We start from the raw sequence: 23,626 nt of genomic DNA on the forward strand, positions 1-23,626 counted from the left end.
CTTTTCCAAACCCGTCCGGGTAAGTCCGAATTACCGCATACAGTCGGAATATCGCGGATGTGTCCTTAGTGGGGGAAAGACAGAAATGATCCTCGTGGAACGCAGTGCGCACGTGATGGCGCCGGTGGAAGCGGTCTGGGACGTCGTGCAGCGGGCCGAGCAGTTGCCGGCCTGGCTGGCGGGAGTTCGCGCGGCGGAGGTCCTCTCGGGGGAGGGCTTCGGCCGGCGACAGCTGGTCCAGGCCGGGCGCGGCGCGGCGCACGAGGCCGAGGTGATCGCCTACCAGGAGCCGACCCTGATCGGGTGGCGCGAACGGGCCAAGGGCGCCGGTGCCCGGGCCGAGGCGCGCACCGAGATCTACGTACAGCTGACCCCGGACGAGGAGGAGGGCGGGACGATCGTGCGGCTCATCGTCGTACGGTGGCCCGCCGGCCCGGTGAAGGCCGCCCTGCTCCGGCTCGGCCTGCGTCGGGTCGGCGCCGACCTGGAGGACTCGCTGGCCCGACTGACCGACCTGGCCGCCGTCGGCTGACGGGCCCGGCCCGGCGTCGCCCGCGATGGTGATGGTCCGGCGTCCCCGCCAGGGACGCCGGACCATCGTCGATTCCGCCGCCACCCCCGCGCGCGCCGATCATGGACTTGTGGCGCCCGATTCGACACCCTCCTGCCCTTTGTCAACCACCACAACTCCATGATCGACGAGGGAAGGCGAAGGGCCCGGCGCGGGATCGCGCCGGGCCCTTCTCGCGTACGACCTAGCTGTCGCCGCCGGTCTCGCCGACCGGGGCGGCGTTGACGTCCTCCAGCGCGTACTTCTTGGCGGCCTCGGCCGGCACGTTCGCCGGCACCGCGCCGCGCAGCGCGAGCTGCCGCAGCGTCGCGACCGCCACCGACTCGGCGTCGACGTGGAAGTGCCGGCGCAGCGCGTGCCGGGTGTCCGACATGCCGAAGCCGTCGGTGCCGAGCGAGGTGTAGTCGCCGGGCACCCAGCGGGAGATCAGGTCCGGCACCGCGCGCATCCAGTCGCTGACCGCGACCTTCGGCCCGTCGGCGTCGGCCAGCTTCTGCTGGATGTACGGCACCCGCTGCTCGCCGCCCGGGTTGAGCAGGTTGTGCTCCTCGCACTCCACCGCGTCCCGGCGCAGCTCGGTCCAGGAGGTCACCGACCAGACGTCGGCGGCCACGCCCCAGTCCGCGGCGAGCACCTGCTGCGCCTTCAGCGCCCACTGCATGCCGGTGCCGGAGGCCAGGATGTTCGCCTTCGGCGCGTCCCCGTCCACCTGCGGCGCGGGGGAGTAGCGGTAGATGCCCTTGAGGATGCCCTCGACGTCCACGCCCTTCGGCTCGGCCGGCTGGAAGATCGGCTCGTTGTAGACCGTCAGGTAGTAGAAGACGTTCTCCTGCGCCTCGCCGTACATCCGGTGCAGGCCGTTCTCCATGATGTGCGCGATCTCGAACGCGAACGCCGGGTCGTAGGCGACCACCGCCGGGTTGGTGGCGGCGATCAGCAGCGAGTGGCCGTCCTCGTGCTGGAGGCCCTCACCGTTGAGCGTGGTCCGCCCGGCGGTCGCGCCGAGCAGGAAGCCCCGCGCCATCTGGTCCGCCGCCGCCCACAGCCCGTCGGCGGTCCGCTGGAACCCGAACATCGAGTAGAAGATGTACATCGGGATCATCGGCTCGCCGTGCGTGGCGTACGAGCTGCCGACGGCGGTGAACGAGGCGACCGAGCCGGCCTCGTTGATCCCCTCGTGCAGGATCTGTCCGTCGGTGGCCTCCTTGTACGACAGGAACAGCTCCCGGTCCACCGAGGTGTACCGCTGGCCGTGCAGCGAGTAGATCTTCGCCGTCGGGAAGAGCGAGTCCATGCCGAAGGTACGGGCCTCGTCCGGGATGATCGGCACCCAGCGCCTGCCGAACTCCTTGTCCTTCATCACGTCCTTGAGCAGGCGGACGAAGGCCATCGTGGTGGCCACCTTCTGCTTGCCCGAGCCGCGCTTGACGTCGGAGAACCGCTCGGGGCCGGGGATCTGCAGCCGCTTGCCGGTGGTCCGCCGGGACGGCAGGTACCCGCCGAGCTGCTGCCGCCGCTCCTTGAGGTACTGGATCTCGTCGGACTTCTCACCCGGGTTGTAGTACGGCGGCAGGTAGGGGTTGTCCTCCAGCTGCTTGTCGGGGATGTCCAGGTAGAGCCGGTCGCGGAAGAGCTTCAGGTCCTCCAGCGTCAGCTTCTTCATCTGGTGGGTGGCGTTGCGGGCCTCGAAGTGCGAGCCCAGCGTCCAGCCCTTGATCGTCTTGGCCAGGATCACCGTCGGCTGACCGGTGTGCTCCATCGCCGCCTTGTAGGCCGCGTATAGCTTGCGGTAGTCGTGCCCACCCCGCTTGAGGTTCCAGATCTCGTCGTCGCTCAGGTGCTCGACCATCTTGCGGGTCCGCGGGTCGCGGCCGAAGAAGTGCTCCCGGACGTACGCCCCGGACTCCGCCTTGTAGGTCTGGTAGTCACCGTCGGGCGTGGTGTTCATCAGGTTGACCAGTGCGCCGTCGGTGTCCGCCGCGAGCAGCGGGTCCCACTCCCGGCCCCACACCACCTTGATCACGTTCCAGCCGGCGCCCCGGAAGAACGCCTCCAGCTCCTGCATGACCTTGCCGTTGCCGCGGACCGGACCGTCCAGGCGCTGCAGGTTGCAGTTGATCACGAAGGTGAGGTTGTCCAGCTCCTCGCGGGCGGCCACCCCGATCGCGCCCAGCGACTCGACCTCGTCCATCTCGCCGTCGCCGAGGAACGCCCAGACGTGCTGCTGGGAGGTGTCCTTGATGCCGCGGTGGTGCAGGTACCGGTTGAACCGGGCCTGGTAGATCGCGTTGATCGGGCCGAGGCCCATCGAGACGGTGGGGAACTCCCAGAAGTCCGGCATCAGCCGCGGGTGCGGGTACGACGGCAGGCCGCCGCCCGGGTGCGACAGCTCCTGGCGGAAGCCGTCGAGCTGGTCCTCGCTGAGCCGGCCCTCGAGGAACGCCCGGGCGTACATGCCGGGGGAGGCGTGACCCTGGTAGAAGATGTGGTCGCCGCCGCCCGGGTGGTCCTTGCCGCGGAAGAAGTGGTTGAAGCCCACCTCGTAGAGCGACGCCGAGCTGGCGAAGGTGGAGATGTGGCCGCCGACGCCGATCTCGGGACGCTGCGCCCGGTGCACCAGCATGGCGGCGTTCCACCGGATGTACGCCCGGACCCGCCGCTCGATGTGCTCGTCTCCCGGGAACCACGGCTCGCGCTCCGGGGGGATGGAGTTGATGTAGTCGGTGGTGGTCAGGGACGGCACCCCGACCTGGCGCTCGCGGGCCCGCTCCAGCAGGCGCAGCATGACGTACCGGGCGCGTTTGGTCCCGCGCTCGTCGATGACACCGTCGAGCGACTCGACCCATTCGCCGGTCTCTTCAGGGTCGATGTCCGGAAGCTGGCTCGGCAGACCAGCGGTGATCACCGGGCGCTTGCGTTCCGTAGCCACAGGCGTTCCCTCGGTTGTGTGTGGGATAGGTCTCTAGCGCCATCCTGCCCCCTGGTGGCGCCCGTCGTCACGTCTCCCTCCCCCAGACGCGACGCTGAACACAGGTACCCACCAGTAACTTTGCGCGATCACCGGGTGCGCCAGGATCCGCCGCTCGCCACCAGGGGCTACCCTGCCGGCATGCGGTGGCGGTGGCGACCGGTGACCCTGGGCGCGACGACGGCGGTGGCGGGGGTGGCCGTCGGCGCGGTCTTCGGCGCCGTCGTGGTGCGGGACGGCCCGTGGGGGTACGGGGCACGCCCCGCTCCGCCGCCCCGTTCCCGTACACGCCGCCGCATCCGGACGGCGGCGGGCACATGCCGTCGTACGACTGCGGCGGCAGCGGTGGTGACCACGGCGGCGGCGGCGGTGGCGACTGTGGCGGGAGCGGCGGCGGTTCCTGAGCCGCTGCGGCAGAATGCGCCGTATGCGCAGTGAGGTGATCACCGTCCAGACCGGGTCCCGGCCGACCGTCCGGGACATCACCGCCGAGGCCGAGCGGTTCGTCTCCGGTCAGGGCGACGGCCTGCTGCACGTCTTCGTGCCGCACGCCACCGCCGGCCTGGCCGTCATCGAGACGGGTTCCGGCTCCGACGACGACCTGCTGCGGACGATCGACGACCTGCTCCCCGCCGACGAGCGCTGGCAGCACCGGCACGGCTCACCCGGTCACGGGCGCGATCACGTGCTCCCGGCGTTCGTCCCGCCGTACGCGACCCTGCCGGTGGTCGACGGGCGGCTGGCGCTCGGCACCTGGCAGTCGATCTGCCTGGTCGACACCAACGGCGACAACCCCAGCCGGAAGGTCCGCTTCTCCTTCCTCCCGGGCTGACGGGCCCGGTACGGCAGGTCGCGGTGTCCGGTGCTCCGCACACCCCGACCTTTCCGCGGTGGTGTTGACCGGTCCGGCCGGACCGGTCAGGGCCGCGCTCACCGCGGCCCTCCTCCCGCTCGGCGCTCTCTTCGCCCACCACGCCACCCGCCCCACCCCACCCCCGGGTTGTGGTGGGGGTCAGGCGGCGGTGAGCGCGAGCTGGGTTACGCGGATCTTGGTGAACAGGGCGCAATTGGATGGCAAGTAGGATGTGAGGCATGGCGCAACCCACCGCCCCCACCGCCGGCCCCGACGCGGGCGACCGCTCCGGCCTGGCCGGGGACGCGGTGCGCCGGATCATGCACATCGCCTCCGCGATCCGGCACTACCAGGACGTGGAGATCTCCGAGCTGGGCCTCACCCCGGCCGTCGCCCGGGCGCTGCACGAGCTGGACCCGGACCGGCCGCTGCCCGCCCGGGACCTTGCCGAGCAACTGCGCTGCGACCGCTCCAACGTCACCGGCCTGGTCGACAAGCTGGAGCAGGCCGGCCTGGTGGAGCGGCGGGTCGACCCCGCCGACCGGCGGCAGAAGACGCTGGTGGTGACCGACGCCGGCCGGCGGATGCGGGACCGGGTGCACCAGGTGATGTCCGATTCGCGACTGCTCGGCAGCCTCACCACCGGTGAGCTGGCCGCCCTGCGTGAGCTGGTCTGGAAGGTCTCCGACGGCGGCTGCCCGGAGCAGTGCGGCGACGAGTGATCGTCGGCGGGCGGATCGTGTCCGGGTGGGCGAGGGGGCCCTTCGTCGGTAATGCTGTCCGACGTGACCACCCCGCAAGATCTCGACGACCGGTTCCGGGAGGCTCTGGGCGCGCTCGGCGTCCCCGCCCGGCGGCGTGACCTCGACGAGCCGCTCACCGAGGGCGCGCCGCTGACCGGAGCCCAGGCGCTGGCCCTCTTCGACGCCCAGGTCACCAGTCGGCTGCTGGACCTCGCCGGGCGGTGGCTGCGCAGCTTCGGTGAGGGGTTCTACACGATCGGCTCCGCCGGTCACGAGAGCAACGCGGCGGTGGCCGCCGCCCTCCGGCCCACCGACCCCGCCCTCCTGCACTACCGCTCCGGGGCCTTCTACTGCCTCCGTGCCGCCCAGGCCGCCGGTACCTTCCCGCCCGGGATCGCGGACGGTCCGTCGACCGGCCCGGGGTCCGTCGGCGTTCCGGTCGACGGCGCCGACTCCACCGACGGCGGCGGGTCGGCCGACGCCGGGCGGTCGGTCGAGGATGCGGTCGAGCCGCCGCCTTCCGGGACCGCGTCACCGGAGCACGGCCGGGAGTCCGCCGCAGCCACCACGTCGCCGGCCCGGGACCGGGACGCCCCCGCCGACGAGGCGGCCACCGTGCCGGCCGGCGCCGGGGTGGCGGTCGACGCGACGGGTGAGGCGGTGGTCGGTGAGCGGGTCCCGGTCGCCGAGGACGCGTACGCGGAGGCGGCGCGGGACGTGCTGCGGGGGATGGTCGCCTCGGCGCGGGAGCCGATCGCCGGTGGCCGGCACAAGGTGTTCGGCCGGGCCGACCTGGCCGTCATCCCCACCACCTCCACCATCGCCTCGCACCTGCCCCGGGCGGTCGGCCTGGGGCTGGCCCTGGAACGGCTGCGCCGGGTGGGCGGCGGGCGACGGGCCGGGTCCGCGGCGTCGACCGGCGAGGCGACCGGCTCGCCGTGGCCGCCGGACGCGATCGTGGTCTGCTCGTTCGGCGACGCCTCGGTCAACCACGCCAGCGCCACCGCCGCGTTCAACACCGCCGGCTGGTACGACCACACTGGGCTGCGCATCCCGGTCCTCTTCGTCTGCGAGGACAACGGCCTCGGCATCAGCGTCCGCTCGCCGCAGGGCTGGGTGGCGGCGACGCTGCGCGCCAAGCCGGGGATCCGCTACTTCGCCGCCGACGGCGCCGACCCGGTCGAGGCGTACCGGGTGGCGGGGGAGGCGGCGGCGTGGGTGCGCCGGCACCGGCGGCCCGCCGTGCTGCACCTGACCACCGTGCGGCTGATGGGGCACGCCGGGGCGGACGCGGAGACCGCGTACCGGAGCCCGGCGGAGATCGCCGCCGACGCCGCGCGGGACCCGCTGCTGGCCACCGCGCGGCTGCTGGTCGAGGGGGGCTTCGCCACCGGCGAGGAGCTGCTGGCCCGGTACGACGAGCGGGGCTGGCAGGTCCGCCGGGTGGCCGAGGAGGTGCTCGACGAGCCGAAGCTCGCCTCCCCGGCCGAGGTGGTGGCGGCGCTGGCCCCGCGCCGACCGGTGCGGATCTCCCGCGCCGTGGCCGACGCGGCGGCCCGGGCGGCCGGGCCGAACGCGGGCGCGCGCGCCGAGGCGTTCGGCGGCAAGCCGCCGGAGCTGGCCGGCCCGCTCACCCTGGCGCAGAGCATCAACGCGGCGCTGGCCGACGGGATGCTGGACCACCCCGGGATGGCCGTGTTCGGCGAGGACGTCGCCGCCAAGGGCGGGGTGTACGGGGTGACGAAGGGGCTGCGGGACAGGTTCGGCGCGGCCCGGGTCTTCGACACGCTCCTCGACGAGACCTCGATCCTCGGGCTGGGCCTCGGCGCGGGGGCCGCCGGGATGCTGCCGGTGCCGGAGATCCAGTACCTGGCGTACCTGCACAACGCCGAGGACCAGCTGCGTGGCGAGGCGGCCACCATGCAGTTCTTCTCCGGCGGGGCGTTCCGCAACCCGATGGTGGTGCGGGTCGCCGGGCTGGCGTACCAGGAGGGGTTCGGCGGGCACTTCCACAACGACAACTCGGTGGCCGTACTGCGGGACGTGCCCGGCCTGTTGATCGCGGTGCCGGCGCGGCCGGACGATGCCGCGCCCATGCTGCGGACCTGCCTGGCCGCCGCGGCGGTGGACGGCAGCGTCGGCGTCTTCCTGGAGCCGATCGCGCTCTACCACACCCGGGACCTCTACACCGACGGCGACGGGGAGTGGCTGAGGGAGTACGCCGAACCGGGCGCGTGGGCGGCCGGCCACGTCCCGATCGGCCGGGCCCGGGTGTACGGGGTCGGCTCGGCCGAGGACGTCACCATCATCACCTTCGGTAACGGGGTGCGGATGTCGCTGCGGGCGGCGGCCACCCTCGCCGACGAGGGGATCGGCAGCCGGGTGGTGGACCTGCGCTGGCTCGCCCCGCTGCCGGTGGCGGACATCATCCGGGAGGCCTCGGCCACCGGCCGGGTGCTGGTCGTCGACGAGACCCGTCGGTCGGGCGGGGTGGGCGAGGGGGTGATCGCCGCGCTGGTCGACGCCGGGTACGTCGGCGCGGCGCGGCGGGTGGCCGGCGTCGACTCTTTTGTACCATTAGGTCCGGCAGCACGTCAGGTTCTGGTCTCCGAGGAAGCCATTACCCAGGGTGCCCGTACGCTGCTGGCACGGTAAATTCCGTTCCACCCGGTGCGCCACTTGCGCGGGGAGCCACAACTGTGTGGACTTGGCCCGACGGCGTCGTACGACGCCGCGAGCAGGGATGAGATGAGGAGGCACGCGACAGTGAGCGCGACCGCTGGTCAGGCCGCCGACGGGGTACGCAGCCTGGCGGACCGGTTCGGGATCGAGCCGGGGATGGTCGTCATGGAGATGGGGTACGACGACGATGTCGACCAGGATCTCCGGGACGCCCTGACCGACCGCTGTGGAGAGCTGGTCGACGAGGACACCGACGAGGTGGTCGACTCGGTGCTCGTCTGGTACCGCGACGGCGACGGTGATCTCTTCGAGCTTCTCGTCGACGCCCTCGGGCCGCTGGCCGACAACGGGGTGGTGTGGCTCCTGACGCCCAAGGCGGGGCGGGACGGCCACGTCGAGCCGAGCGAGGTCGCGGAGAGTGCGCAGACCGCCGGCCTCCAGCAGACCTCCACCATCAACGCGGGCCGCGACTGGAGCGGCGCGCGCCTGGTGCTCCGGCGCGGGTCCAAGGCGAAGAAGTAGCGACTGTCCACGCCCCGGCGGCCCGCGCCGCCGGGTGTGGCAGGCTGATTGTCTCCAGACTCGACCCCCCGAGGAGCTCGCATGACCATCGAGGTTGGCGCCGAGGCGCCGGACTTCGTGCTGAAGGACCAGAACAACCAGGAGGTCCGGCTCTCCGACTTCCGCGGCAAGCGCACCGTGCTGCTGGTCTTCTACCCGCTCGCCTTCACCGGCATCTGCCAGGGCGAGCTGTGCGAGGTGCGGGACAACCTCAACGAGTACGTCAACGACGACGTCCAGGTGCTGACCGTCAGCGTCGACTCGGTCTACGCCCACAAGATCTGGGCCGACCGGGAGGGCTACCAGTTCCCGCTGCTGGCCGACTTCTGGCCGCACGGCGCGGTGGCCCAGGCGTACGGCGTCTTCAACGACGTCGCGGGCATCGCCAACCGGGGCACCTTCGTGATCGACAAGGCTGGCGTGGTCCGCTTCGCCGAGATGAACATGCCGGGCGAGGCGCGGGACCAGCAGGGCTGGCGCAAGGCGCTCGCCGAGACCGCCGCCGCGTGATCCCAGAACCGGGCATACCGTTCGACCGGGCCGGTGACCGGCAGGTAAGCTTGCCAGCCACCGGCCCGCCGTACGGGCGTTCCGGGCGCGTAGCTCAGCGGGAGAGCACTCGCCTTACAAGCGAGGGGTCGCAGGTTCGAAACCTGCCGCGCCCACCACCAACTGACCAGGGAAAACCTGCTCCACACCCTGTTCGTGCTGCACGGCAGCGAAACGGGCGGTGGGCAGCAGGTGCGTCGGGACGGTGACGGGTTCCGGCTTGGGGGCCGGGGTGAGGGCGGCCGGCGGTGCCGGCTGGGTGACCTGCTCGGCTATCTGGACGCGGATCGGCTCAGCCGGCGCAGAGGCCGGCGGGGTGTCCTGCGACCCGGCCGGAGCCGGGGCGAGGACGAGCTTGACCAGCGCCATGAACGCCTGGGCCGGGACAGCCGAGAGAAGCCAGCCGGACGGGCCGGACTTGGCGACCGCGAGTTTGCGCGGCCAAGGACAGGCTGGCGGCGTACCGGGATCGTGGCTGTGCCGGTGTCGTGGGCTGTTCTGCGGCAGGCCGAGGCGGAGCGAGGTGAGGCGACGCGGGACGCGGCGGTGACCGTATACGTACTCCAGATGAGCAGCGGGGAGGAGATCGGTCTGTCGCGGGTGCTGGCCGGCAGGCGTCATGACGAGCTGCTGCGGCAGTGGCGTCAGTACCGCGGCGAGATGGAGCGCGCCAATGTTCCGTCGAAGCTTGAGACGGTCGGACCGATTGACGTCGAGGACCAGGGCGACGAGCGTGCGACGGTGACCGCCCAGGTCCACGCGATCTGGTGGAACGAACAGGCCAACCTCAGCGGCACAGCCCATCCGCGGCGGTTCGAGACGCGGTGCGACGCGGGCGGCTGGCGGGTGTGGGCAGCCGACCTGCCGCCGTGGTGCGGTGTGCACGTCCGAGCGGATGCCTGCCGTTGAGCAGCTGCCGCCACGCGTCGGCTGAGCCGGCCCCGCGACAGCAGTCGCCCCGGGGCCGGCCTTGGCCGGGGCGGCTCAGCCCAGGTAGAAGTCCCTGCGGGCGGCCACGAACGCCTCGATCGACTGGGGCGGGATGCCCGTCACGCGCTCGACGCCGTCGGCCGTACGGTCGTAACGGTTGTCCCGGTGCAGCTGGGCCATGGTGGCGATGTGCTGTTCGACGTGCGGCGGCAGGCCCATCCTGGAGAGCCCCTGGGTCTGCCACCGGTCCAGCGGCACGTCCACATAGGACACCTGACGATCCAGCGCCCGAGAGAATTCCGCGGCCAGCTCCGTCATGTCGACCGACTGTGGCCCGGTCAGCTCGTAGACCTGCCCGATGTGCGGAGCCGGGTCGCGGAGCACGGTGGCGATGACCCGGGCGACGTCGCCCACGGCGACCGGCGAGGTGCGTCCGGTGCCGAACGGCAGCGCGATCGTGCCGTTCTCCTGAATCGACCGCGCCGCCATCGTGGTGAACAGCGGAGTGTCCAGGAACGCCGTCGGCCGGATGTGCACCACGGGCAGGCCGGACCAGTTGAATACCTGCTCCGCCAGCCAGTGCAGCCGCTGCTGGTGCGACTCCTCGGTGCTGGTGGCGGTCATCTGCGACACCGTCATCTGCGACAGGTCGACCAGGGCCTCCAGCTTCCCGTACTCCCGTGCCACGGTGGCCACCACGGTCGCCGCCAGCAGGTGGTCCGGCGACACGGGCATCGCGAAGTACATCCGCGCCACGCCCTGCAGCGCGGCCGCTACCGTCTCGGGCCGGGTCAGGTCACCGATGACGACCTCCGCGCCGAGCGCCCGCAGCTCAGCCGCACGCTCGTCCTCGCGACGGACCATGAAACGCACCGGCACATCCTGAGCGCGCAATTGCTCGAAGACCGTACGGCCCACGCCGCCGGCACCGGGGATGAGAACAAGGTTGCTGGCAACCATCAGTCGATCTCCTTCGGAGTAATGGATTATCTGAGTTGAGGTGTGATCAGAGCGTCAGCGGAGCTGCCAGCAAGGCGTCGGCCGCGGCGATGTGCACGGTGGGCACCGAGCATAGGACGGCAAACGGGGCCTGACCTGCGGGTCCCGGGCAGCGGGCCCTCACCCCCGGGTGGCGACCTGTCCGGCCCGGGTGGCGACCTGTCGGGACCGCAGGCCCACCAGCAGCGTCCCGAGCACGGCCCACAGCGCGAGGGTGATCAGCGGGCCGGCGACGTGGGCACCGCCGAAGTAGCTGAGGTCGCCGACGGCCCGTATGGCGGCGCCGGGCGGGAGCAGCCCCGAGACGATGCGGGCCAGACGGGGCAGCAGGACGACGCCGATGGTGGCGCCGCTGGTCGAGTTGCCGATGGTGAGCAGCAGCAGGGTGGCCACCGGGACGCCGATCGGGCCCAGCCAGGTGCCGAGCAGCTTGGTGGCGAACGCTGCCGCGGCTGCCAGCAGCGCGAGCGTGCCCGCCAGGGGCAGGAACGGTGCCGGTAGGGCTCCCAGGATGGGTCCGGCGATGGCGGCCGCGATGGTGCCGCAGGCTGCCGAGAAGCCCCAGATCAGCCGGAACCGGTAGCGCAGGGGCAGCACGTGGCTGAGGCCCAAGGTGGCCTGGGCGAGGACGAACCCGGCGAGGGTCACACCGAACGCCACATAGAAGCCGCTCAGTCCGCGACTGTCGTACTTGGCCAGCGGGACGATGTCCGCGGTCTCCAGGTGCTGCCCCGCCTGGTTCGCATAGGTGGCGGCGAGGCCGGTGACGGCGTTGGTGGTGGACACGCCGTTGGCTCCGGCCACGTCCAGCCGCAGCCCGCCGTCACCGTTGGGGCCGAGGGCTGCGACGGCGTCACGGTAGAGCACTGCGCGGCGCGCCGAGGCGGCGTCGGCTGCCTGGTGCACGTCGACTCGGTCGCCGAGCGTCTGCTGGACCTCGGTGGCGAGCTGCTGCCCGGTCACGGCCAGCGGCACGCCGTGCGGCTCGGGGTTGCGCTGGAGGCCCACATATAAGCCGATGAAGGCCGATACCACGATCAGTCCGACGATCGCTGGTTGCAGCCAGGCCCGCACCGGCACCCTCCGGCGGGCGGACGGCCCGGACGGCACGGGTGGCGTGGACTCGGTGGGGGTGGGTGGCGATGTCATAGGGTGTCCAGTTCTGTCGGCGGTGCTGCGATTGCTGGACTGAGGCCGTCGCCCTCAGACGGTGGGAGGCAGCGCTAGGCCCTGCTTGACCTGCCGGGTGACCCAGTCGGCCTCAATTGGATGTCGCCAACAATCTAAACGGAGGCTAGGATAGATGGCAAGTGACATCCATCATCCATCTGAGGAGAGTGATTCCATGAGCCGCGTGTCCCAGGCGCAAGCACAGGAGAACCGGCAGCGCGTCGTAGCCGCCGCCTCCCGGATGTTCCGCGAGAAGGGCACCGCGGTCAGCATCGCCGACCTGATGAAGGCCGTCGGGCTCACCCATGGCGGGTTCTACAAGCAGTTCGCCTCCAAGGAGGCCCTGGTCGACGAGGCCATCGCCCACGCCTTCGCCGAGCAGGCGGCACACTCGGCGGTGACGCTCGTGGAGCACGAGGCCGCCCGCCGGACGCTGATCGAGCACTACCTCTCGGTCTGGCACCGCGATCACGCCGGAGACGGCTGCCCCGTCTCCGGATTCGCCGCTGACCTGGGGCGCGAGCCCGACCAGGCCGCCCGCGCCCACCACGTCTACATCAACGCGGTACGGAACCGCGCCGCTCAGCTGGCCACCGGCGACGACGACGGCATGGCCCAGCTCTGCACCATGGTCGGTGCCCTCGTCCTCGCCCGCGCCACCCGGGGCAACCCGCTCTCCGAAGAACTGCTGCAGGCCGCGCGCACGGCTCTCACCGAGAGCGGCACCGGGCAGTCCGAACCGCAGCAGCGCACGGACTGACCGGGGGCCGGCCGACGGCGTCGGCCGCCGCCCGGGGCTGCAGGTCGGCTCCAGGCCGGGCCCGGCCGTCCGTTCCCGGCCCGCGGCAGGACCGGGCGCCGGCGCAGGGTCAGCACGGGGGCCAGCGCCTCCCGGCAGAGCCGATCTCACTCGGCGAATCGCCACTCGCCGAGCATCGCGTCGCCCACCATCAGCAGCCCACGGCCGATCCAGCCCTCCACCACGTTCGCCAGCCGTCGCTGTCCCGCTGCTCCTGTCGCCATACCAACTCGCGTCCCCGGCCCTGGCCTGGTCAAACCTCCCTCGGTGCACATCCGGCGAGTCGCGGTCGACAGGGGTTTGGTCGACGCCGTGGCGGGGAGATGGGGTTCTGGTTTCGCGTGGGCACCCACGTTGCTGTATCCGTCGCGGCGAGTCACCGCGGTCTAGCTATTCACTGCGCCGGTGATTGGCCTCCTGCCGGAGCGCCTCCGTGAGGTCGCACCACGTACCGGCCGAGGTCTTCATCATCCGGTCGACCATCGACCGGGCGGACGCCTCATCCGCGAAGTCGTACGAGACCTCCTGCCCTCCGTCACCAACGCGGCCACGAGCCCGCCAGAGCCGACCGTCCGACAGCAGCCAGATGTCGCCGCACCAGATCGACCGGGCAATCATGTGGCTGCGTCGGTACTACCCGGTGCGCGGCGGCGCCGAGGTCGGCCGATGACCGGGGTGGTCGCTGGCGGTCGTGTGCCCGATGCGTGCCCGATCCATTGGTCAGCAGCGGCCAACAACGGCGCTTCCCTGGCCTCTTCCAGTGGCACTCCGTAGCGCTACGGCGGCCATGATCTCGAAACAAGCGAGCGCAGCGTGACGAGCAAGGCACCTTCCAAACTGATGGTCAGGGCTGGTGCTGCGCGCGCCTCGCCAACACGAGGTCCGCATAGTCGTCCCCGGCAACCCCGTGGTTGACCCACCGATGCGGGGAGGCCCCGGTTGCCCGCTTTGCCAGCTCCAATGCTTCGGCCGGGTCTTGAACGTGGCCGATCACGCGGCCAAAGCCCGTGTCGCCTTCGTCTTCTGGATCGAGGGGCGGGAACACGGACACGTCGCGGTAGTGCTCGTCGTCCAGATCCTGTACGTCATGGACGGACACGTTGTAGCCGTCCTGCCAGGGCCAGACCGAGACCCAGCGGATGCCCCGGACGCCCGCCAGCGTGATGGGTCCGACGAACTGCTCAACGCCCTTCCTGCGGCCGAGCGCGCCGAGGACAAACGACCGGGTGAGGTAACGCATGCTCGGAGGCTATCCCGGATGCCTTCGTAGCGGGAACCCTCCACTTCGAGCACGAGCGGGTCGGCCGCTGCCGAACTGGACCACTGCGGGTGCGTTCCCACCAGCCACACGTCGCCTACGATGCGGATCCACGACGACAGCGCCATCGCCAGTGGGCCGAGACGCTCCTCCAGCCAGCGGAGGTGGTCTTCTGCATCGGGTCCGGGCGGAGCGTATGGCTCGGTCGGAGTCTGGTCGTCGTTGTTCTCGTGGAACCGGTAGCCCTGCTGGCGTAGGCGCGCGATGACCGTCTCGATGTTGCTCCGCGCTCGTCGGGCCATCTCGTCGCAGACCGCCTGCGCCTCTGCGGCAAACACTGGGTCACGAACGCCGTTGCCCAGCTGTCTCATCTCATGCCAGACCCGCTCTCGCTCGCCAGCGACGTAGCGGTCCACCCAGTCCAGGCGCTCAGTCATCGCAGGTTCGAAACCTGCTGCGCCCACCCATCACCACCAGCACCGGCCGGCCGGGCTCACCCGGCAAGTCGACGGTGGTACCGCACACCGGGGCGACCGTCGAGGACGATGTCCGCGACCGTGGTGAACCCGGTGCGTCCCAGCACCGCCATGGACGCCGGGTTGTCCCGGGTGGTGACCGCGGCGAGCGCGGTGAGTCCGTACGCCGTGGCGGCCAGCCGGCACACCTCCTCGACCGCCGCCGTCGCCACGCCGCGACCGGTGGCGCGCTCGCCGATCCGGTAGCCGAGCTCGGCCGCCCCGTCCTCGACGTCCACGAGGTTGACGCGGCCGATCAGCTCCCCCCGCTCGTCCAGGACGACGTGGAAGTGGATCGAGCCGGCGTCCTGCTCGGCCAGCAGGGCGCGATGCCGGGCGGCGAACTCGGCGAAGTACGCGTCCCCGCGATCCGGCACGGTCCGGGCGAAGAACTCCCGGTTCTCCCGCTCGAAGGCCAGGAGAGCCGGCGCGTGGTCGGCCCGCAGCCGTTCCAACCTGATCACGTCGGACAGCCTACGTAGCGACGGCGACCGGGTCGGCCCGGACGGCGACGGACCCGCCGGGCGCACTACCGTCCGGGGGGTGACACGACCGTCCGGCCACCCCGGGTACGCGCGGTTCTGGGCGGCCGACGCGGTCTCCACGTTCGGGACGTACCTGACCACGGTGGCGTTGCCGATCATCGCGATCGTGACCCTGGACGCGACCGACGCCGAGGTCGGGCTCGTCAACGGCGCGCGCTGGACGCCGTACCTGCTGTTCGGGCTGCTGGCCGGGATGGTGGCCGACCGGTACCGGCGGCGGCCGATCCTGGTGGCCACCGACGTCGCCCGCGCGGTGCTGCTGACCCTGATAGCGGCGCTCGCCCTGCTCGGGGCGTTGAGCGTGCCCGCGCTGATGGTCCTCGTCGCCGTCTTCGGCGCGCTGTCGCTGCTCTACGAGGCCGCCCACCAGTCCTACCTGCCCCGACTCGTGCCCACCGCGGCACTGACCCGGGCCAACGCCCGGATGGAGCAGACCCGGGCCGCCGCCACCTCGGCCACGAACTGCGCGAAGGTCTCGCCTGGGTGTACCGGCACCCGGTGCTGGCGCCGTACGCCGTCACCCTGCACGCGCGCTTCCTCTTCGCCAGCCTGGCGTCGACCGTCCTCACGCACGGCCGGCGATCTGGGTCGGCGTGGCCGGCATGGCGGTCGCCGCCGTGGTCGCCGCGCTCTCCCCGCTGCGTACCGCGCGGCACGCCGAGCCGACCCCGGCCGCGGAACCGACGCCGATCCCGGCCGTTCAGGACTGACCCTGGGCGCGGGTAGCAGCCCTGACGGCTTATCCGGTTGCCTCTGCCGGTGTCGGTCGGTTGGCTGGGGGAGTGGCCGACGTCGACTCGTACTTCATCTGCGCCACGCCCCGGACGGGCAGTTCGCTGCTCTGCGGCCTGCTCGCCTCCACCGGGGTCGCCGGGCGGCCGGAGGCGTACTTCCGGGTGCCCGACGAGCCACTCTGGGCCGGGCGGTGGGGGCTTCCCGCGGGCGGTTGGGGCTACGGCGACTTCGTGGCCGCGGCGCTGGCGGCCGGGCGGACGGGCAACGGGGTCTTCGGGGCGAAGCTGATGTGGGGGACGCTGGACCGGGTGGTGGAAGGACTGGCCGCGGTCCACCCCGAGCTGGCCGGCGCGGACGACGCGCTGCTGCGTCGTGCCTTCGGGCGGACCGCCTTCGTCCACCTGCGGCGCGACGACGTGCTGACGCAGGCGGTCTCGTGGCTGCGCGCGGAGCAGACCGACCTCTGGTACGTCGGCTGCCCGGACGCGAACGGCGCGGCACCCTGGTACGACGGCGAGGGTATCGACGAGCTGATCCGGACCATCGAGACGCACCAGGCGGCGTGGGAGGAGTGGTTCGCCGCGTACGACGTGACGCCCCACCGGGTGCGCTACGAGGACCTGGCCGGCGACCCGACCGGGGTGACCCGGAAGGTCCTCGGCTTCCTCGGCCTCGGCCTGCCCGCCGGCGCGACGATCCGCCCCCGGCACCAGCGGCAGGCCGACGCGCTCAACGCGGAGTGGGTCGCCCGTCACCGGGCCGGGTCGACGGGGTGGCGGATGTCGCCGCACCCACCGGGAACCAGCGGGTGACCGATCAACCCCTCGCGCCGGCCGTCGACCATGATCCGGACCCGATCACCGCCGCGCCGGGCGAGCGGCCCGCTGTCCTGGACAGTCGGCTGACGGTGACGTTGCCCACCCCCACTGCGGGCGCACGGGTAGGGGCAGGTCATCCGGCGTTACCGGGCAGTTAAGGTGGTGGGGCGAAGTCGCTCCCCGACCGGGGTGCGGCTTCGTAGTGCTTCACGGGATCCGTGGAGCCCAGCCGTTCCGACGTTCTCCGGGCCAACCGCTCCGGGACGGCTGCACCCCCACGCCCGACCGGCACGTCCGGCGGGCCAACCCGGAACGGAGTAAGCCACGCCATGAGCGTGACTACGCAGGATCCTGCTGTCCCGGTCGAGCCGACGGAACCCGCCGAGCGCGGCCGTCTCGACCGCTTCTTCGAGATCACCCGGCGGGGCTCGACCGTCAAGCGTGAGGTGCTCGCCGGGCTCACCACCTTCGCGACGATGGCCTACATCGTCGTGCTCAACCCCCTCATCATCGGCACCGCACCGGACGCCGACGGCAACCTGCTCGGCATCGCGCCGGTCGCCGGGGTCACCGCCCTGGTCGCGGCGGTGATGACCATCCTGATGGGCATCGTCGGCCGGGTGCCTTTCGCGGTGGCGACCGGCCTGGGCCTCAACGCCTTCGTCGCGTACGCCGTCGCCTCCCAGATGACCTGGGCCGAGGCGATGGGCCTGGTCGTCATCGAGGGTCTGATCATCACCGTGCTGGTGCTGACCGGCTTTCGGAAGGCCGTGTTCCGCGCCATCCCCGGCGAGCTGAAGGCGGCCATCGCCGCCGGCATCGGCCTGTTCATCGCGCTGATCGGCTTCGTCGACGGCGGTCTGGTCCGGCGGATGCCGGACGCCGCCGGCACGACGGTGCCGGTGCAGCTCGGTGGCGACGGTACGCTGCGCGGCTGGACCACCGTCGTCTTCCTGGTCGGCCTGCTGGTCACCGGCATCCTGGTCGCCCGCAAGGTGAAGGCCGGCGTCCTGATCGGCATCGTGGCGACCACGGTCGTCGCCGTGATCGTCGACGCGCTGGCCAAGCCGGGCCCGGCGTTCGTCGACGGCAAGCCGAACCCGACCGGGTGGCAGCTCAACGTGCCGACCCTGCCCGACCCGCTGATCAAGGCGCCCGACCTGCACCTGCTCGGCAACGTGTCGTTCACGGCGTTCGCGCACGTCGGCGTGATGACCGCCGTGCTGCTGGTCTTCACGCTCGTCCTCGCCGACTTCTTCGACGTGATGGGCACGACCGTGGGTCTGGCGAAGCAGGCCGGCCTGGCCACCGCCGACGGCACCGACATGCCGCGGCTGGGCAAGGTGCTCTTCGTCGACGGCGTCGCCGCGGTCGCCGGTGGCGCGGGCAGCGCCTCCTCGGCCACCACGTACGTGGAGTCGTCCTCGGGCATCGCGGACGGCGGCCGTACCGGTCTGACCAGCGTGGTCACCGGGCTGCTCTTCCTCGGCGCGCTGCTGCTCACCCCGCTGGTGTCGCTGGTGCCCAGCGAGGCCGCCGGTCCGGCGCTGGTCGTCGTCGGCGCGCTGATGATCCGTCAGGTCAAGGACATCGACTTCTCGGACGTCGGGGTGGCGGTCCCGGCGTTCCTGACCATGACGCTCATGCCCTTCACCTACTCGATCACCAACGGCATCGGCGCCGGCTTCGTCAGCTGGGTGGCGATCCGGGTCGCGCAGGGCAAGGCCCGCCAGATTCACCCGCTGATGTGGGCGGTCGCGGTGGCGTTCGTGTTCTACTTCGGCATCAACCTGGTCAAGGCCGTCACCGGCGTCAGCTGACCGGCACCGACGCGCCCCCGCTGCCTCCGGCCGAGTCAGCGGGGGCGCGTCGTATCCGCACCGGGCGGTAGAGTGCGACCGCGCGAGAACCTTTCCTTCCGTACGTCCGACCTGATCACCGACCGGCTCGTCCTGCGCCCCTGGTCGGCCGACGAGGTCGCCGCCGTCGTCGACGGCGATCGACCGCAGCACTGGGCGGAGGACTCCCCGCCGAGGGTGACCGCATGATCGCCCGTCTCCTCGCCCGGCAACCCGACTCCCTCCACGAGTACGGGCACCGCCAGATCATCGAACGGGAGACCGGCCTGACCGTCGGCGCCATCGGCCTGTTCTGGCCGCCCACCGCCGGCGCGGTCAGCGTTCCGAGGTGTCCACCCGAAGGTCGGCCCGCTCCCGGGCGCCGTCGGCGGCGAAGAACGCCGCCTCCTCGCGCATCCACCGTTCCCACAGGTCGCGGTGCTCGGCGCCGTCGCGGGCCAGGCCGCGCGCCAGCCGCACGGCCGGATCGGCCTCCACCCAGATCGCGTACGCGAGCCGGCCGACCGTCTCCCGACGGGTGCAGGTGACTCCTTCGAGGATCACCAGCGGGTGCCACGGGAGAGTCTTCCAGCTGCCCAGCGAGCCACCCCGCCAGTCCCGCGCCCAGTCGCGTACCTGGTATCGGGCGTCCCGGCCGGCGAGCAGCGGGGTGAGGACCTGCTCGTCGAAACGGGGCCACCAGCCGGCGAAGTCGTCCCACGAGACGAAGTCGTCGATCTCGACGACCGGGGCCGAGGTCAGCTCCGCCAAGCGACGGGCCAGCAGGCTCTTGCCGCCGCCGCTCGGCCCGTCCACGCCGACGATCCGGATGCCGTGGACCGGCTCACGGCGGAGGATCTCGTCCCGGAGTTCGTCGTCGGAGAGGATGGCCACGTCGCACTCTGGCACACCGCCGTTTTCCAGATGTTCGCGGCACCGATGAGTTCCGGGCGGCGCCGGCGTTTCACGGAGTGCGGCGGTGGTCGCGACGGGTCCACGACCCGACGGAGGAGATTCAGGGTGAGCTACGCGGACGTCAACGGGGTGCGCCTCTGGCACGAGATCCACGGCTCCGGCCGGCCGCTGGTGCTGCTCCACGGCGGGTACGGGTCGGTGGAGATGTTCGCGCCGGTCCTGCCGGCCCTCGCCGCGCACCGGCAGGTGATCGCGGTCGACCTGCAGGGGCACGGCCGCACCGCAGACCTCGACCGGCCGCTGCGGTACGAGTCGATGGCCGACGACGTCGCGGCTCTTCTCCGGCACCTCGACCTGCCCGGGGCCGACCTGCTGGGCTACTCGCTCGGCGGCGGGGTGGCGCTGCGGACCGCGATCCAGCACCCGGAGCTGGTCCGTCGGTTGGTGCTGGTCTCCACCCCCTGCCGCCGGCTGGGCTGGTATGCCGAGGTGCTGGCCGCGATGGCCACCCAGGACGAGCGGGTCGGGGAGCAGATGCGCGGCACCCCGCCGCACGAGCTCTACGCCCGCGTCGCGCCGCGGCCGGAGGACTGGCCGAAGCTCTGGGCCAAGACCGGTGACCTGCTCCGCCGCGAGTACGACTGGTCGGCGGAGGTGGCTGCGCTCGCCATGCCCGTCATGCTGGTCTTCGCCGACGCCGACTCGGTCCCGGTGAGCCACATGGCGGAGTTCTTCGGGCTGCTGGGCGGCGGTCACCGGGACGCCGGCTGGGACGGCTCGGACCGTCCGGCCGCGCGGCTGGCCGTGCTGCCCGGCCTGACCCACTACGACATCGTCACCTCACCGGCGCTGCCCGCCGCCGTCCTGCCGTTCCTCACCCACGAGGTGCGCTCACCGGCCTGATCCGCCCGGGACGTCCCGCCCAGCGGCTCAGATCGCGAAGCCGCCGTCGACGTCGATGGTCGCCCCGGTCACGTAGCCGGAGTCGGGGCCGGCGAGGTGGCAGACCATCGCCGCGATCTCGGCCGGTGCGGCGTACCGGCCGAGGGCGGTGAGGCCGCTGATCGCCGCGGCGTTCGGGCCGTCCGCCGGGTTGGCGTCCGTGTCGGTCGGACCCGGGTTCACCAGGTTGACGGTGATTCCACGCGGACCCAGCTCCCGGCCGAGCCCCTTCGTCAGGCCGACGAGCGCAGTCTTGCTCATCGAGTAGAGCGCCAGGCCGGGGAAGGGGGCCCGGCGAGCGACGTTGCTGCCGATGTTGATGATCCGGCCGCCGTCGGTCATGTGCCGGGCCGCTGCCTGCGCGGCCACGTAGGGTGCCCGGACGTTGACCGCCAGCGTCCGGTCCAGCTCGTCGGGGCCGAGTTCATCGACCGGGCCGACCAGGAACACCCCGGCATTGTTGACCAGGATGTCGAGTCGTCCCAGTTCCTCGACCGTCCGGTCCACGGCCACCCGTACCGCGTCCGGGTCCGCGCTGTCGGCCCGCACGGCCAGTACCCGCCGGCCCAGCGCCTCGATCTGCTTCACCACCAACGCGGCCCGGTCGGCGTCCCGCTGGTAGGTCAGCGCCACGTCGGCGCCCTCGGTGGCCAGGCGCACGGCGATCCCGGCGCCGATGCCCCGGCTGCCCCCGGTGACAAGGGCGACTTTTCCGTCCAGTGTGGTCGTCATGAGACGAGCATCGCCGTTGCGGCGGCGCGGGTCCGGCGGAGATCGGACGTCTCGTTCGGCACCGGCGCTGCTCGGCGCGGCCCCGCCGGCTCTCAGCCCAGGCGCTCGGCGAGCCAGGGCAGCAGCGCGTCGCCCTGGGCCCGCTGGAACGCGCGGACCGTCGGGATGCCGGGCGGGGGCGGCTGCCGGGACCCGTCGATGAAGAAGCCGGCGAGACCGGCCAGCACCCCGGTCAGCGCGGCCGGGTCCACCCCGGCGGTGAGCGGCAGGTCGCGCAGCAGCGCCTCGGTGTCGTGGCCGCCGTGCAGCCGGACGTTCACCAGCAGGAGCAGGGTGTCCAACCAGGACGGTCCCCGGCAGGCCCACGGCCAGTCCACCACGCTGACCGTGCCGTCCGGGCCGACCAGCAGGTTGTCGGCGCGGACGTCCAGATGGCACAGCGTGTCGCCGGCCAGCGCGGCGAGTCCATGGTCCGCCGCGGCGCACAGTTCGGGCAGGCGCGCGTGGGCCCACGGCGGCAGGTCAGCCGGCGGGTCCGCCGCGATCCGCCGCCAGCCGGCGAAGTCGTACCCGAGCTGCTCGGCCGCGGTGGGCACGGCCGCGACCGGCGCCGGGGTCAGCGTCGCGGCCATGTCCGCCAGGGCGGCGAGCACGGCGGCCAGCTCGGTGGCGAGCCAGGGCGTGGCCGGATGCCGGCCGTCGACGTCGGTGAACACCAGGGCCACCCACTCGCCGTCGTCGTGGCTGCCCAGCAGCCGGGGCGTCGGCGCGTACGGCGGCAGCGCGGCCGCGATCCGCGCCTCCGCGCGGTGCAGGTGCGGGCTGCGGTCGTTCTGCGCCGGGCTGACCGCCTTGACGAAGGCTCGCCGACCGCCGGCGGTGCGGACCCGGTCGGCGGTGCCGGGGGAGTAGCCGCCCGGCTGGGACACCGCCTCGACGACCCGGTCGCCCAGGATCTCCTCGACCGTGGCCCGGACGTCGGTCGGCAGGTCGGCCCAGCCGATCCGGGTCTTCGTCGCGCTCGCCATCCCTCCACGGTGGGTCCGGCCGCCCCGGCGGGCAAGCCGATTACCGGGGCGTCGCGGCGTAGCGGAGGATCACCGGTTCACTGGCGAAGGGTCGCGCGTCCAACTACTTCCCGTCCCGCACGGCGCTGCTCGGCGCCGTCGGCGAGCGGATCTTCGACGGGATGGCCCCGCTTCGACACGGATCAGGTGGTTTCCGCCCTGGTGTCCCGCCTGGTCGGTGCGGCGGCGGGCTGGCCACGCGCCCAGGTATGTCCACCGGCGCAGCGGGAAACCGGCCGGAGACGCACCTGGGGAGGAGCGACGATGACGGATGGCGACGGACTGACAATCGGTCTGCTCGGTTCGTATGGCGGTCGCAACCTCGGCGACGAGGCGATCCTCAGCGGGCTCCTGGCCGACCTGCGGCACCAGGAGCCGGACGCGCGGATCATCGTCTTCTCCCGCAACCCGGCGCACACCGCCCTGGCCCACCCGGACGTGGAGGCGGTGCCCTGGGAGGGCGTCAGCCGGGCCGACTCGTCGGTGACCCTGTCCGAGCTGGACCTGCTCATCCTGGGCGGCGGCGGCATCCTCTACGACCGCGAGGCCCGGCGCTACCTGCGGGTGGTCCGGGTCGCCCAGGAACGCGGGCTGCCCCTGCTCACATACGCGGTGGGGGTCGGGCCGCTCAGCGACGGGGTGGACACCGGCATGGTCCGGGAAACCCTGGCCGGGGCGACCGAGGTGACCGTGCGGGACCAGGAGTCCCGGATGGTGCTCGAGGAGGCCGGCCTGGTGAACCCCATCACCGTCACCGCCGACCCGGCGTTCCTGCTCGAACCGGAGGACTTCCCGGCGAGCTGGCTCCGCGACGAGGGGGTCCCGGAGGGCAAGCGGCTCGTCGGGTTGAGCGTCCGCGAGCCGGGCCGGGCGGCGGAACGCCTCGACGTGGACGGCTACCACCGGCTGCTCGCCCAGATCAGTGACTTCCTGGTGCACCGGATCGACGCGTACGTGCTGTTCGTGCCGATGGAACGCGACGACATCCGGCACGCCCACGGCGTGATGTCGCACATGGTCGCCGCCGAGCGGGGCCGGGTCCTGCACGGCGACTACATGCCCCGCCAGATCCTGGGGCTGATGAAACACTTCGACCTCGCGGTCGGCATGCGGCTGCACTTCCTGATCTTCGCGGCCATGGTGGGCACGCCGTTCCTGCCGCTGCCGTACGCCGGAAAGGTCTTCGACCTGGCCCAGCGGCTCGGGGTGCCGGCGCTGCGCGGCGTGGAGCGGGAGGTGGAGGGCCCGCTGCTGGCCGAGGTGGACCGGCTGTGGGACGAGCGGGAGGCCCGGGCGAACGAGACCGCCCGCCTGGTGGCCGAGGTGTGCGAGCAGGCCCGGGGCACCTCCCAGGTCACCCGGGGGGTGCTGGAGAGCATCCGCTCCCGCCGCCTGACCGGGGTTCACGCGGCCTGAGCCGGCCCGGCGCCCCGCCG

General features: G+C 72.3%; 23 protein-coding genes, 1 tRNA gene and 1 pseudogene. 16 read left to right on the forward strand and 9 right to left on the reverse strand.

All coding sequences use genetic code 11. The features are described 5' to 3' along the window. The first annotated feature begins 85 nt into the window (after positions 1–85). Positions 86–532 (forward strand): SRPBCC family protein, encoded by a 447-nt coding sequence (locus GA0070613_RS16760; protein WP_089013161.1) that lies wholly within the window; start codon positions 86–88, stop codon positions 530–532. A gap of 223 nt (positions 533–755) precedes the next feature. On the opposite strand, the gene aceE is transcribed toward GA0070613_RS16760, so the two are convergent. After that, a complete protein-coding gene (gene aceE / locus GA0070613_RS16765) occupies positions 756–3,500 on the reverse strand; it encodes a pyruvate dehydrogenase (acetyl-transferring), homodimeric type (protein WP_089013162.1) in 2,745 nt (914 codons plus the stop codon). A 180-nt stretch (positions 3,501–3,680) separates the two neighbouring features. On the opposite strand from aceE, the gene GA0070613_RS32095 reads away from it, so the two are divergent. From GA0070613_RS32095 to GA0070613_RS16805, 8 genes are all read left to right on the forward strand, one after another. Then, positions 3,681–3,977: a hypothetical protein gene (locus tag GA0070613_RS32095; protein ID WP_157746367.1), complete on the forward strand. Its 297-nt coding sequence runs from the start codon at positions 3,681–3,683 to the stop codon at positions 3,975–3,977. Continuing rightward, a complete protein-coding gene (locus GA0070613_RS16770) occupies positions 3,967–4,371 on the forward strand; it encodes a secondary thiamine-phosphate synthase enzyme YjbQ (protein WP_172875834.1) in 405 nt (134 codons plus the stop codon). Before GA0070613_RS32095 ends, GA0070613_RS16770 begins: the two co-directional genes overlap by 11 nt. A gap of 260 nt (positions 4,372–4,631) precedes the next feature. Next, entirely contained in the window at positions 4,632–5,114 is a 483-nt protein-coding gene (locus tag GA0070613_RS16775; RefSeq protein WP_089013164.1) for a MarR family winged helix-turn-helix transcriptional regulator, read from the forward strand. A gap of 51 nt (positions 5,115–5,165) precedes the next feature. Continuing rightward, positions 5,166–7,790, forward strand: a complete 2,625-nt coding sequence (locus tag GA0070613_RS16780; protein ID WP_089013165.1) for a thiamine pyrophosphate-dependent enzyme — start codon at positions 5,166–5,168, stop codon at positions 7,788–7,790. Between the two features lie 111 nt (positions 7,791–7,901). After that, a complete protein-coding gene (locus GA0070613_RS16785) occupies positions 7,902–8,339 on the forward strand; it encodes a DUF3052 domain-containing protein (protein WP_089013166.1) in 438 nt (145 codons plus the stop codon). Between the two features lie 81 nt (positions 8,340–8,420). Further along, positions 8,421–8,888, forward strand: a complete 468-nt coding sequence (locus GA0070613_RS16790; RefSeq protein WP_089013167.1) for a peroxiredoxin — start codon at positions 8,421–8,423, stop codon at positions 8,886–8,888. A gap of 83 nt (positions 8,889–8,971) precedes the next feature. Then, a tRNA-Val gene (locus tag GA0070613_RS16795) sits at positions 8,972–9,046 on the forward strand. 448 nt (positions 9,047–9,494) lie between these two features. Continuing rightward, complete coding sequence (locus GA0070613_RS16805) at positions 9,495–9,836, forward strand: hypothetical protein (RefSeq protein ID WP_157746368.1); 342 nt, start codon at positions 9,495–9,497, stop codon at positions 9,834–9,836. Positions 9,837–9,911: 75 nt separating this feature from the next. Here the strand turns inward: GA0070613_RS16805 and GA0070613_RS16810 are convergent, their stop codons facing one another. Together GA0070613_RS16810 and GA0070613_RS16815 are read right to left on the reverse strand one after the other, a co-directional pair. Next, on the reverse strand, positions 9,912–10,817 hold the full coding sequence (locus GA0070613_RS16810; RefSeq protein ID WP_089013169.1) for an NmrA family NAD(P)-binding protein: 906 nt from the start codon (positions 10,815–10,817) through the stop codon (positions 9,912–9,914). Between the two features lie 159 nt (positions 10,818–10,976). After that, positions 10,977–12,005: a hypothetical protein gene (locus GA0070613_RS16815; protein ID WP_157746369.1), complete on the reverse strand. Its 1,029-nt coding sequence runs from the start codon at positions 12,003–12,005 to the stop codon at positions 10,977–10,979. A gap of 196 nt (positions 12,006–12,201) precedes the next feature. On the opposite strand from GA0070613_RS16815, the gene GA0070613_RS16820 reads away from it, so the two are divergent. Then, on the forward strand, positions 12,202–12,786 hold the full coding sequence (locus GA0070613_RS16820) for a TetR/AcrR family transcriptional regulator (RefSeq protein WP_089013171.1): 585 nt from the start codon (positions 12,202–12,204) through the stop codon (positions 12,784–12,786). A gap of 883 nt (positions 12,787–13,669) precedes the next feature. Here GA0070613_RS16820 and GA0070613_RS16830 read toward each other — a convergent pair. Beyond that, the gene (locus GA0070613_RS16830; RefSeq protein WP_089013173.1) at positions 13,670–14,065 is read right to left on the reverse strand and encodes a hypothetical protein; all 396 of its coding nucleotides are present in this window, start codon (positions 14,063–14,065) and stop codon (positions 13,670–13,672) included. A 511-nt stretch (positions 14,066–14,576) separates the two neighbouring features. Continuing rightward, positions 14,577–15,062 carry a GNAT family N-acetyltransferase gene (locus GA0070613_RS16835; protein ID WP_172875835.1) on the reverse strand — a complete coding sequence of 162 codons (486 nt, stop codon included), beginning with the start codon at positions 15,060–15,062 and terminating at the stop codon, positions 14,577–14,579. Between the two features lie 79 nt (positions 15,063–15,141). Here GA0070613_RS16835 and GA0070613_RS34405 point away from each other — a divergent pair. Then, positions 15,142–15,510, forward strand: a pseudogene (locus GA0070613_RS34405) (MFS transporter); the annotation flags it as partial. Between the two features lie 5 nt (positions 15,511–15,515). On the opposite strand, the gene GA0070613_RS32995 reads toward GA0070613_RS34405, so the two are convergent. Then, positions 15,516–15,671, reverse strand: a complete 156-nt coding sequence (locus tag GA0070613_RS32995) for a hypothetical protein (RefSeq protein WP_197698911.1) — start codon at positions 15,669–15,671, stop codon at positions 15,516–15,518. A 254-nt stretch (positions 15,672–15,925) separates the two neighbouring features. Here GA0070613_RS32995 and GA0070613_RS16845 point away from each other — a divergent pair, with 254 nt between their 5' ends. From GA0070613_RS16845 to GA0070613_RS32100, 3 genes are all read left to right on the forward strand, one after another. After that, the gene (locus GA0070613_RS16845; protein ID WP_157746370.1) at positions 15,926–16,690 is read left to right on the forward strand and encodes a Stf0 family sulfotransferase; all 765 of its coding nucleotides are present in this window, start codon (positions 15,926–15,928) and stop codon (positions 16,688–16,690) included. Between the two features lie 335 nt (positions 16,691–17,025). Then, the gene (locus GA0070613_RS16850) at positions 17,026–18,516 is read left to right on the forward strand and encodes an NCS2 family permease (protein ID WP_089013175.1); all 1,491 of its coding nucleotides are present in this window, start codon (positions 17,026–17,028) and stop codon (positions 18,514–18,516) included. A gap of 72 nt (positions 18,517–18,588) precedes the next feature. Then, a complete protein-coding gene (locus tag GA0070613_RS32100; RefSeq protein WP_157746371.1) occupies positions 18,589–18,744 on the forward strand; it encodes a hypothetical protein in 156 nt (51 codons plus the stop codon). A gap of 126 nt (positions 18,745–18,870) precedes the next feature. On the opposite strand, the gene GA0070613_RS16855 is transcribed toward GA0070613_RS32100, so the two are convergent. Continuing rightward, entirely contained in the window at positions 18,871–19,422 is a 552-nt protein-coding gene (locus tag GA0070613_RS16855; RefSeq protein WP_172875998.1) for a uridine kinase family protein, read from the reverse strand. A 132-nt stretch (positions 19,423–19,554) separates the two neighbouring features. On the opposite strand from GA0070613_RS16855, the gene GA0070613_RS16860 reads away from it, so the two are divergent. Continuing rightward, complete coding sequence (locus GA0070613_RS16860; protein ID WP_089013177.1) at positions 19,555–20,352, forward strand: alpha/beta fold hydrolase; 798 nt, start codon at positions 19,555–19,557, stop codon at positions 20,350–20,352. A 27-nt stretch (positions 20,353–20,379) separates the two neighbouring features. On the opposite strand, the gene GA0070613_RS16865 is transcribed toward GA0070613_RS16860, so the two are convergent. Together GA0070613_RS16865 and GA0070613_RS16870 are read right to left on the reverse strand one after the other, a co-directional pair. Continuing rightward, positions 20,380–21,123, reverse strand: a complete 744-nt coding sequence (locus tag GA0070613_RS16865) for an SDR family NAD(P)-dependent oxidoreductase (RefSeq protein WP_089013178.1) — start codon at positions 21,121–21,123, stop codon at positions 20,380–20,382. A 92-nt stretch (positions 21,124–21,215) separates the two neighbouring features. Beyond that, entirely contained in the window at positions 21,216–22,151 is a 936-nt protein-coding gene (locus GA0070613_RS16870) for a phosphotransferase (RefSeq protein WP_089013179.1), read from the reverse strand. Between the two features lie 303 nt (positions 22,152–22,454). Between GA0070613_RS16870 and GA0070613_RS16875 the strand changes: the two genes are divergently transcribed. Beyond that, a complete protein-coding gene (locus tag GA0070613_RS16875; RefSeq protein ID WP_089013180.1) occupies positions 22,455–23,606 on the forward strand; it encodes a polysaccharide pyruvyl transferase family protein in 1,152 nt (383 codons plus the stop codon). The last annotated feature ends 20 nt before the right edge of the window (positions 23,607–23,626 follow it).

The organism is Micromonospora inositola, assembly GCF_900090285.1.
GTDB lineage: Bacteria > Actinomycetota > Actinomycetes > Mycobacteriales > Micromonosporaceae > Micromonospora > Micromonospora inositola.

What these genes read in the sequence shown, in the direction of transcription:
- GA0070613_RS16820 (WP_089013171.1), top strand. Translation starts at nt 12,202, where the DNA reads ATGAGCCGCGTGTCCCAGGCGCAAGCACAGGAGAACCGGCAGCGCGTC.
- GA0070613_RS16810 (WP_089013169.1), bottom strand. Translation starts at nt 10,817, where the DNA reads ATGGTTGCCAGCAACCTTGTTCTCATCCCCGGTGCCGGCGGCGTGGGC.
- GA0070613_RS16760 (WP_089013161.1), top strand. Translation starts at nt 86, where the DNA reads ATGATCCTCGTGGAACGCAGTGCGCACGTGATGGCGCCGGTGGAAGCG.
- GA0070613_RS16870 (WP_089013179.1), bottom strand. Translation starts at nt 22,151, where the DNA reads ATGGCGAGCGCGACGAAGACCCGGATCGGCTGGGCCGACCTGCCGACC.
- GA0070613_RS16850 (WP_089013175.1), top strand. Translation starts at nt 17,026, where the DNA reads ATGAGCGTGACTACGCAGGATCCTGCTGTCCCGGTCGAGCCGACGGAA.
- GA0070613_RS16775 (WP_089013164.1), top strand. Translation starts at nt 4,632, where the DNA reads ATGGCGCAACCCACCGCCCCCACCGCCGGCCCCGACGCGGGCGACCGC.
- GA0070613_RS16875 (WP_089013180.1), top strand. Translation starts at nt 22,455, where the DNA reads ATGACGGATGGCGACGGACTGACAATCGGTCTGCTCGGTTCGTATGGC.
- GA0070613_RS16790 (WP_089013167.1), top strand. Translation starts at nt 8,421, where the DNA reads ATGACCATCGAGGTTGGCGCCGAGGCGCCGGACTTCGTGCTGAAGGAC.
- GA0070613_RS16815 (WP_157746369.1), bottom strand. Translation starts at nt 12,005, where the DNA reads ATGACATCGCCACCCACCCCCACCGAGTCCACGCCACCCGTGCCGTCC.
- GA0070613_RS16770 (WP_172875834.1), top strand. Translation starts at nt 3,967, where the DNA reads ATGCGCAGTGAGGTGATCACCGTCCAGACCGGGTCCCGGCCGACCGTC.
- GA0070613_RS16830 (WP_089013173.1), bottom strand. Translation starts at nt 14,065, where the DNA reads ATGCGTTACCTCACCCGGTCGTTTGTCCTCGGCGCGCTCGGCCGCAGG.
- GA0070613_RS16805 (WP_157746368.1), top strand. Translation starts at nt 9,495, where the DNA reads ATGAGCAGCGGGGAGGAGATCGGTCTGTCGCGGGTGCTGGCCGGCAGG.
- GA0070613_RS16865 (WP_089013178.1), bottom strand. Translation starts at nt 21,123, where the DNA reads ATGACGACCACACTGGACGGAAAAGTCGCCCTTGTCACCGGGGGCAGC.
- GA0070613_RS32095 (WP_157746367.1), top strand. Translation starts at nt 3,681, where the DNA reads ATGCGGTGGCGGTGGCGACCGGTGACCCTGGGCGCGACGACGGCGGTG.
- GA0070613_RS16780 (WP_089013165.1), top strand. Translation starts at nt 5,166, where the DNA reads ATGCTGTCCGACGTGACCACCCCGCAAGATCTCGACGACCGGTTCCGG.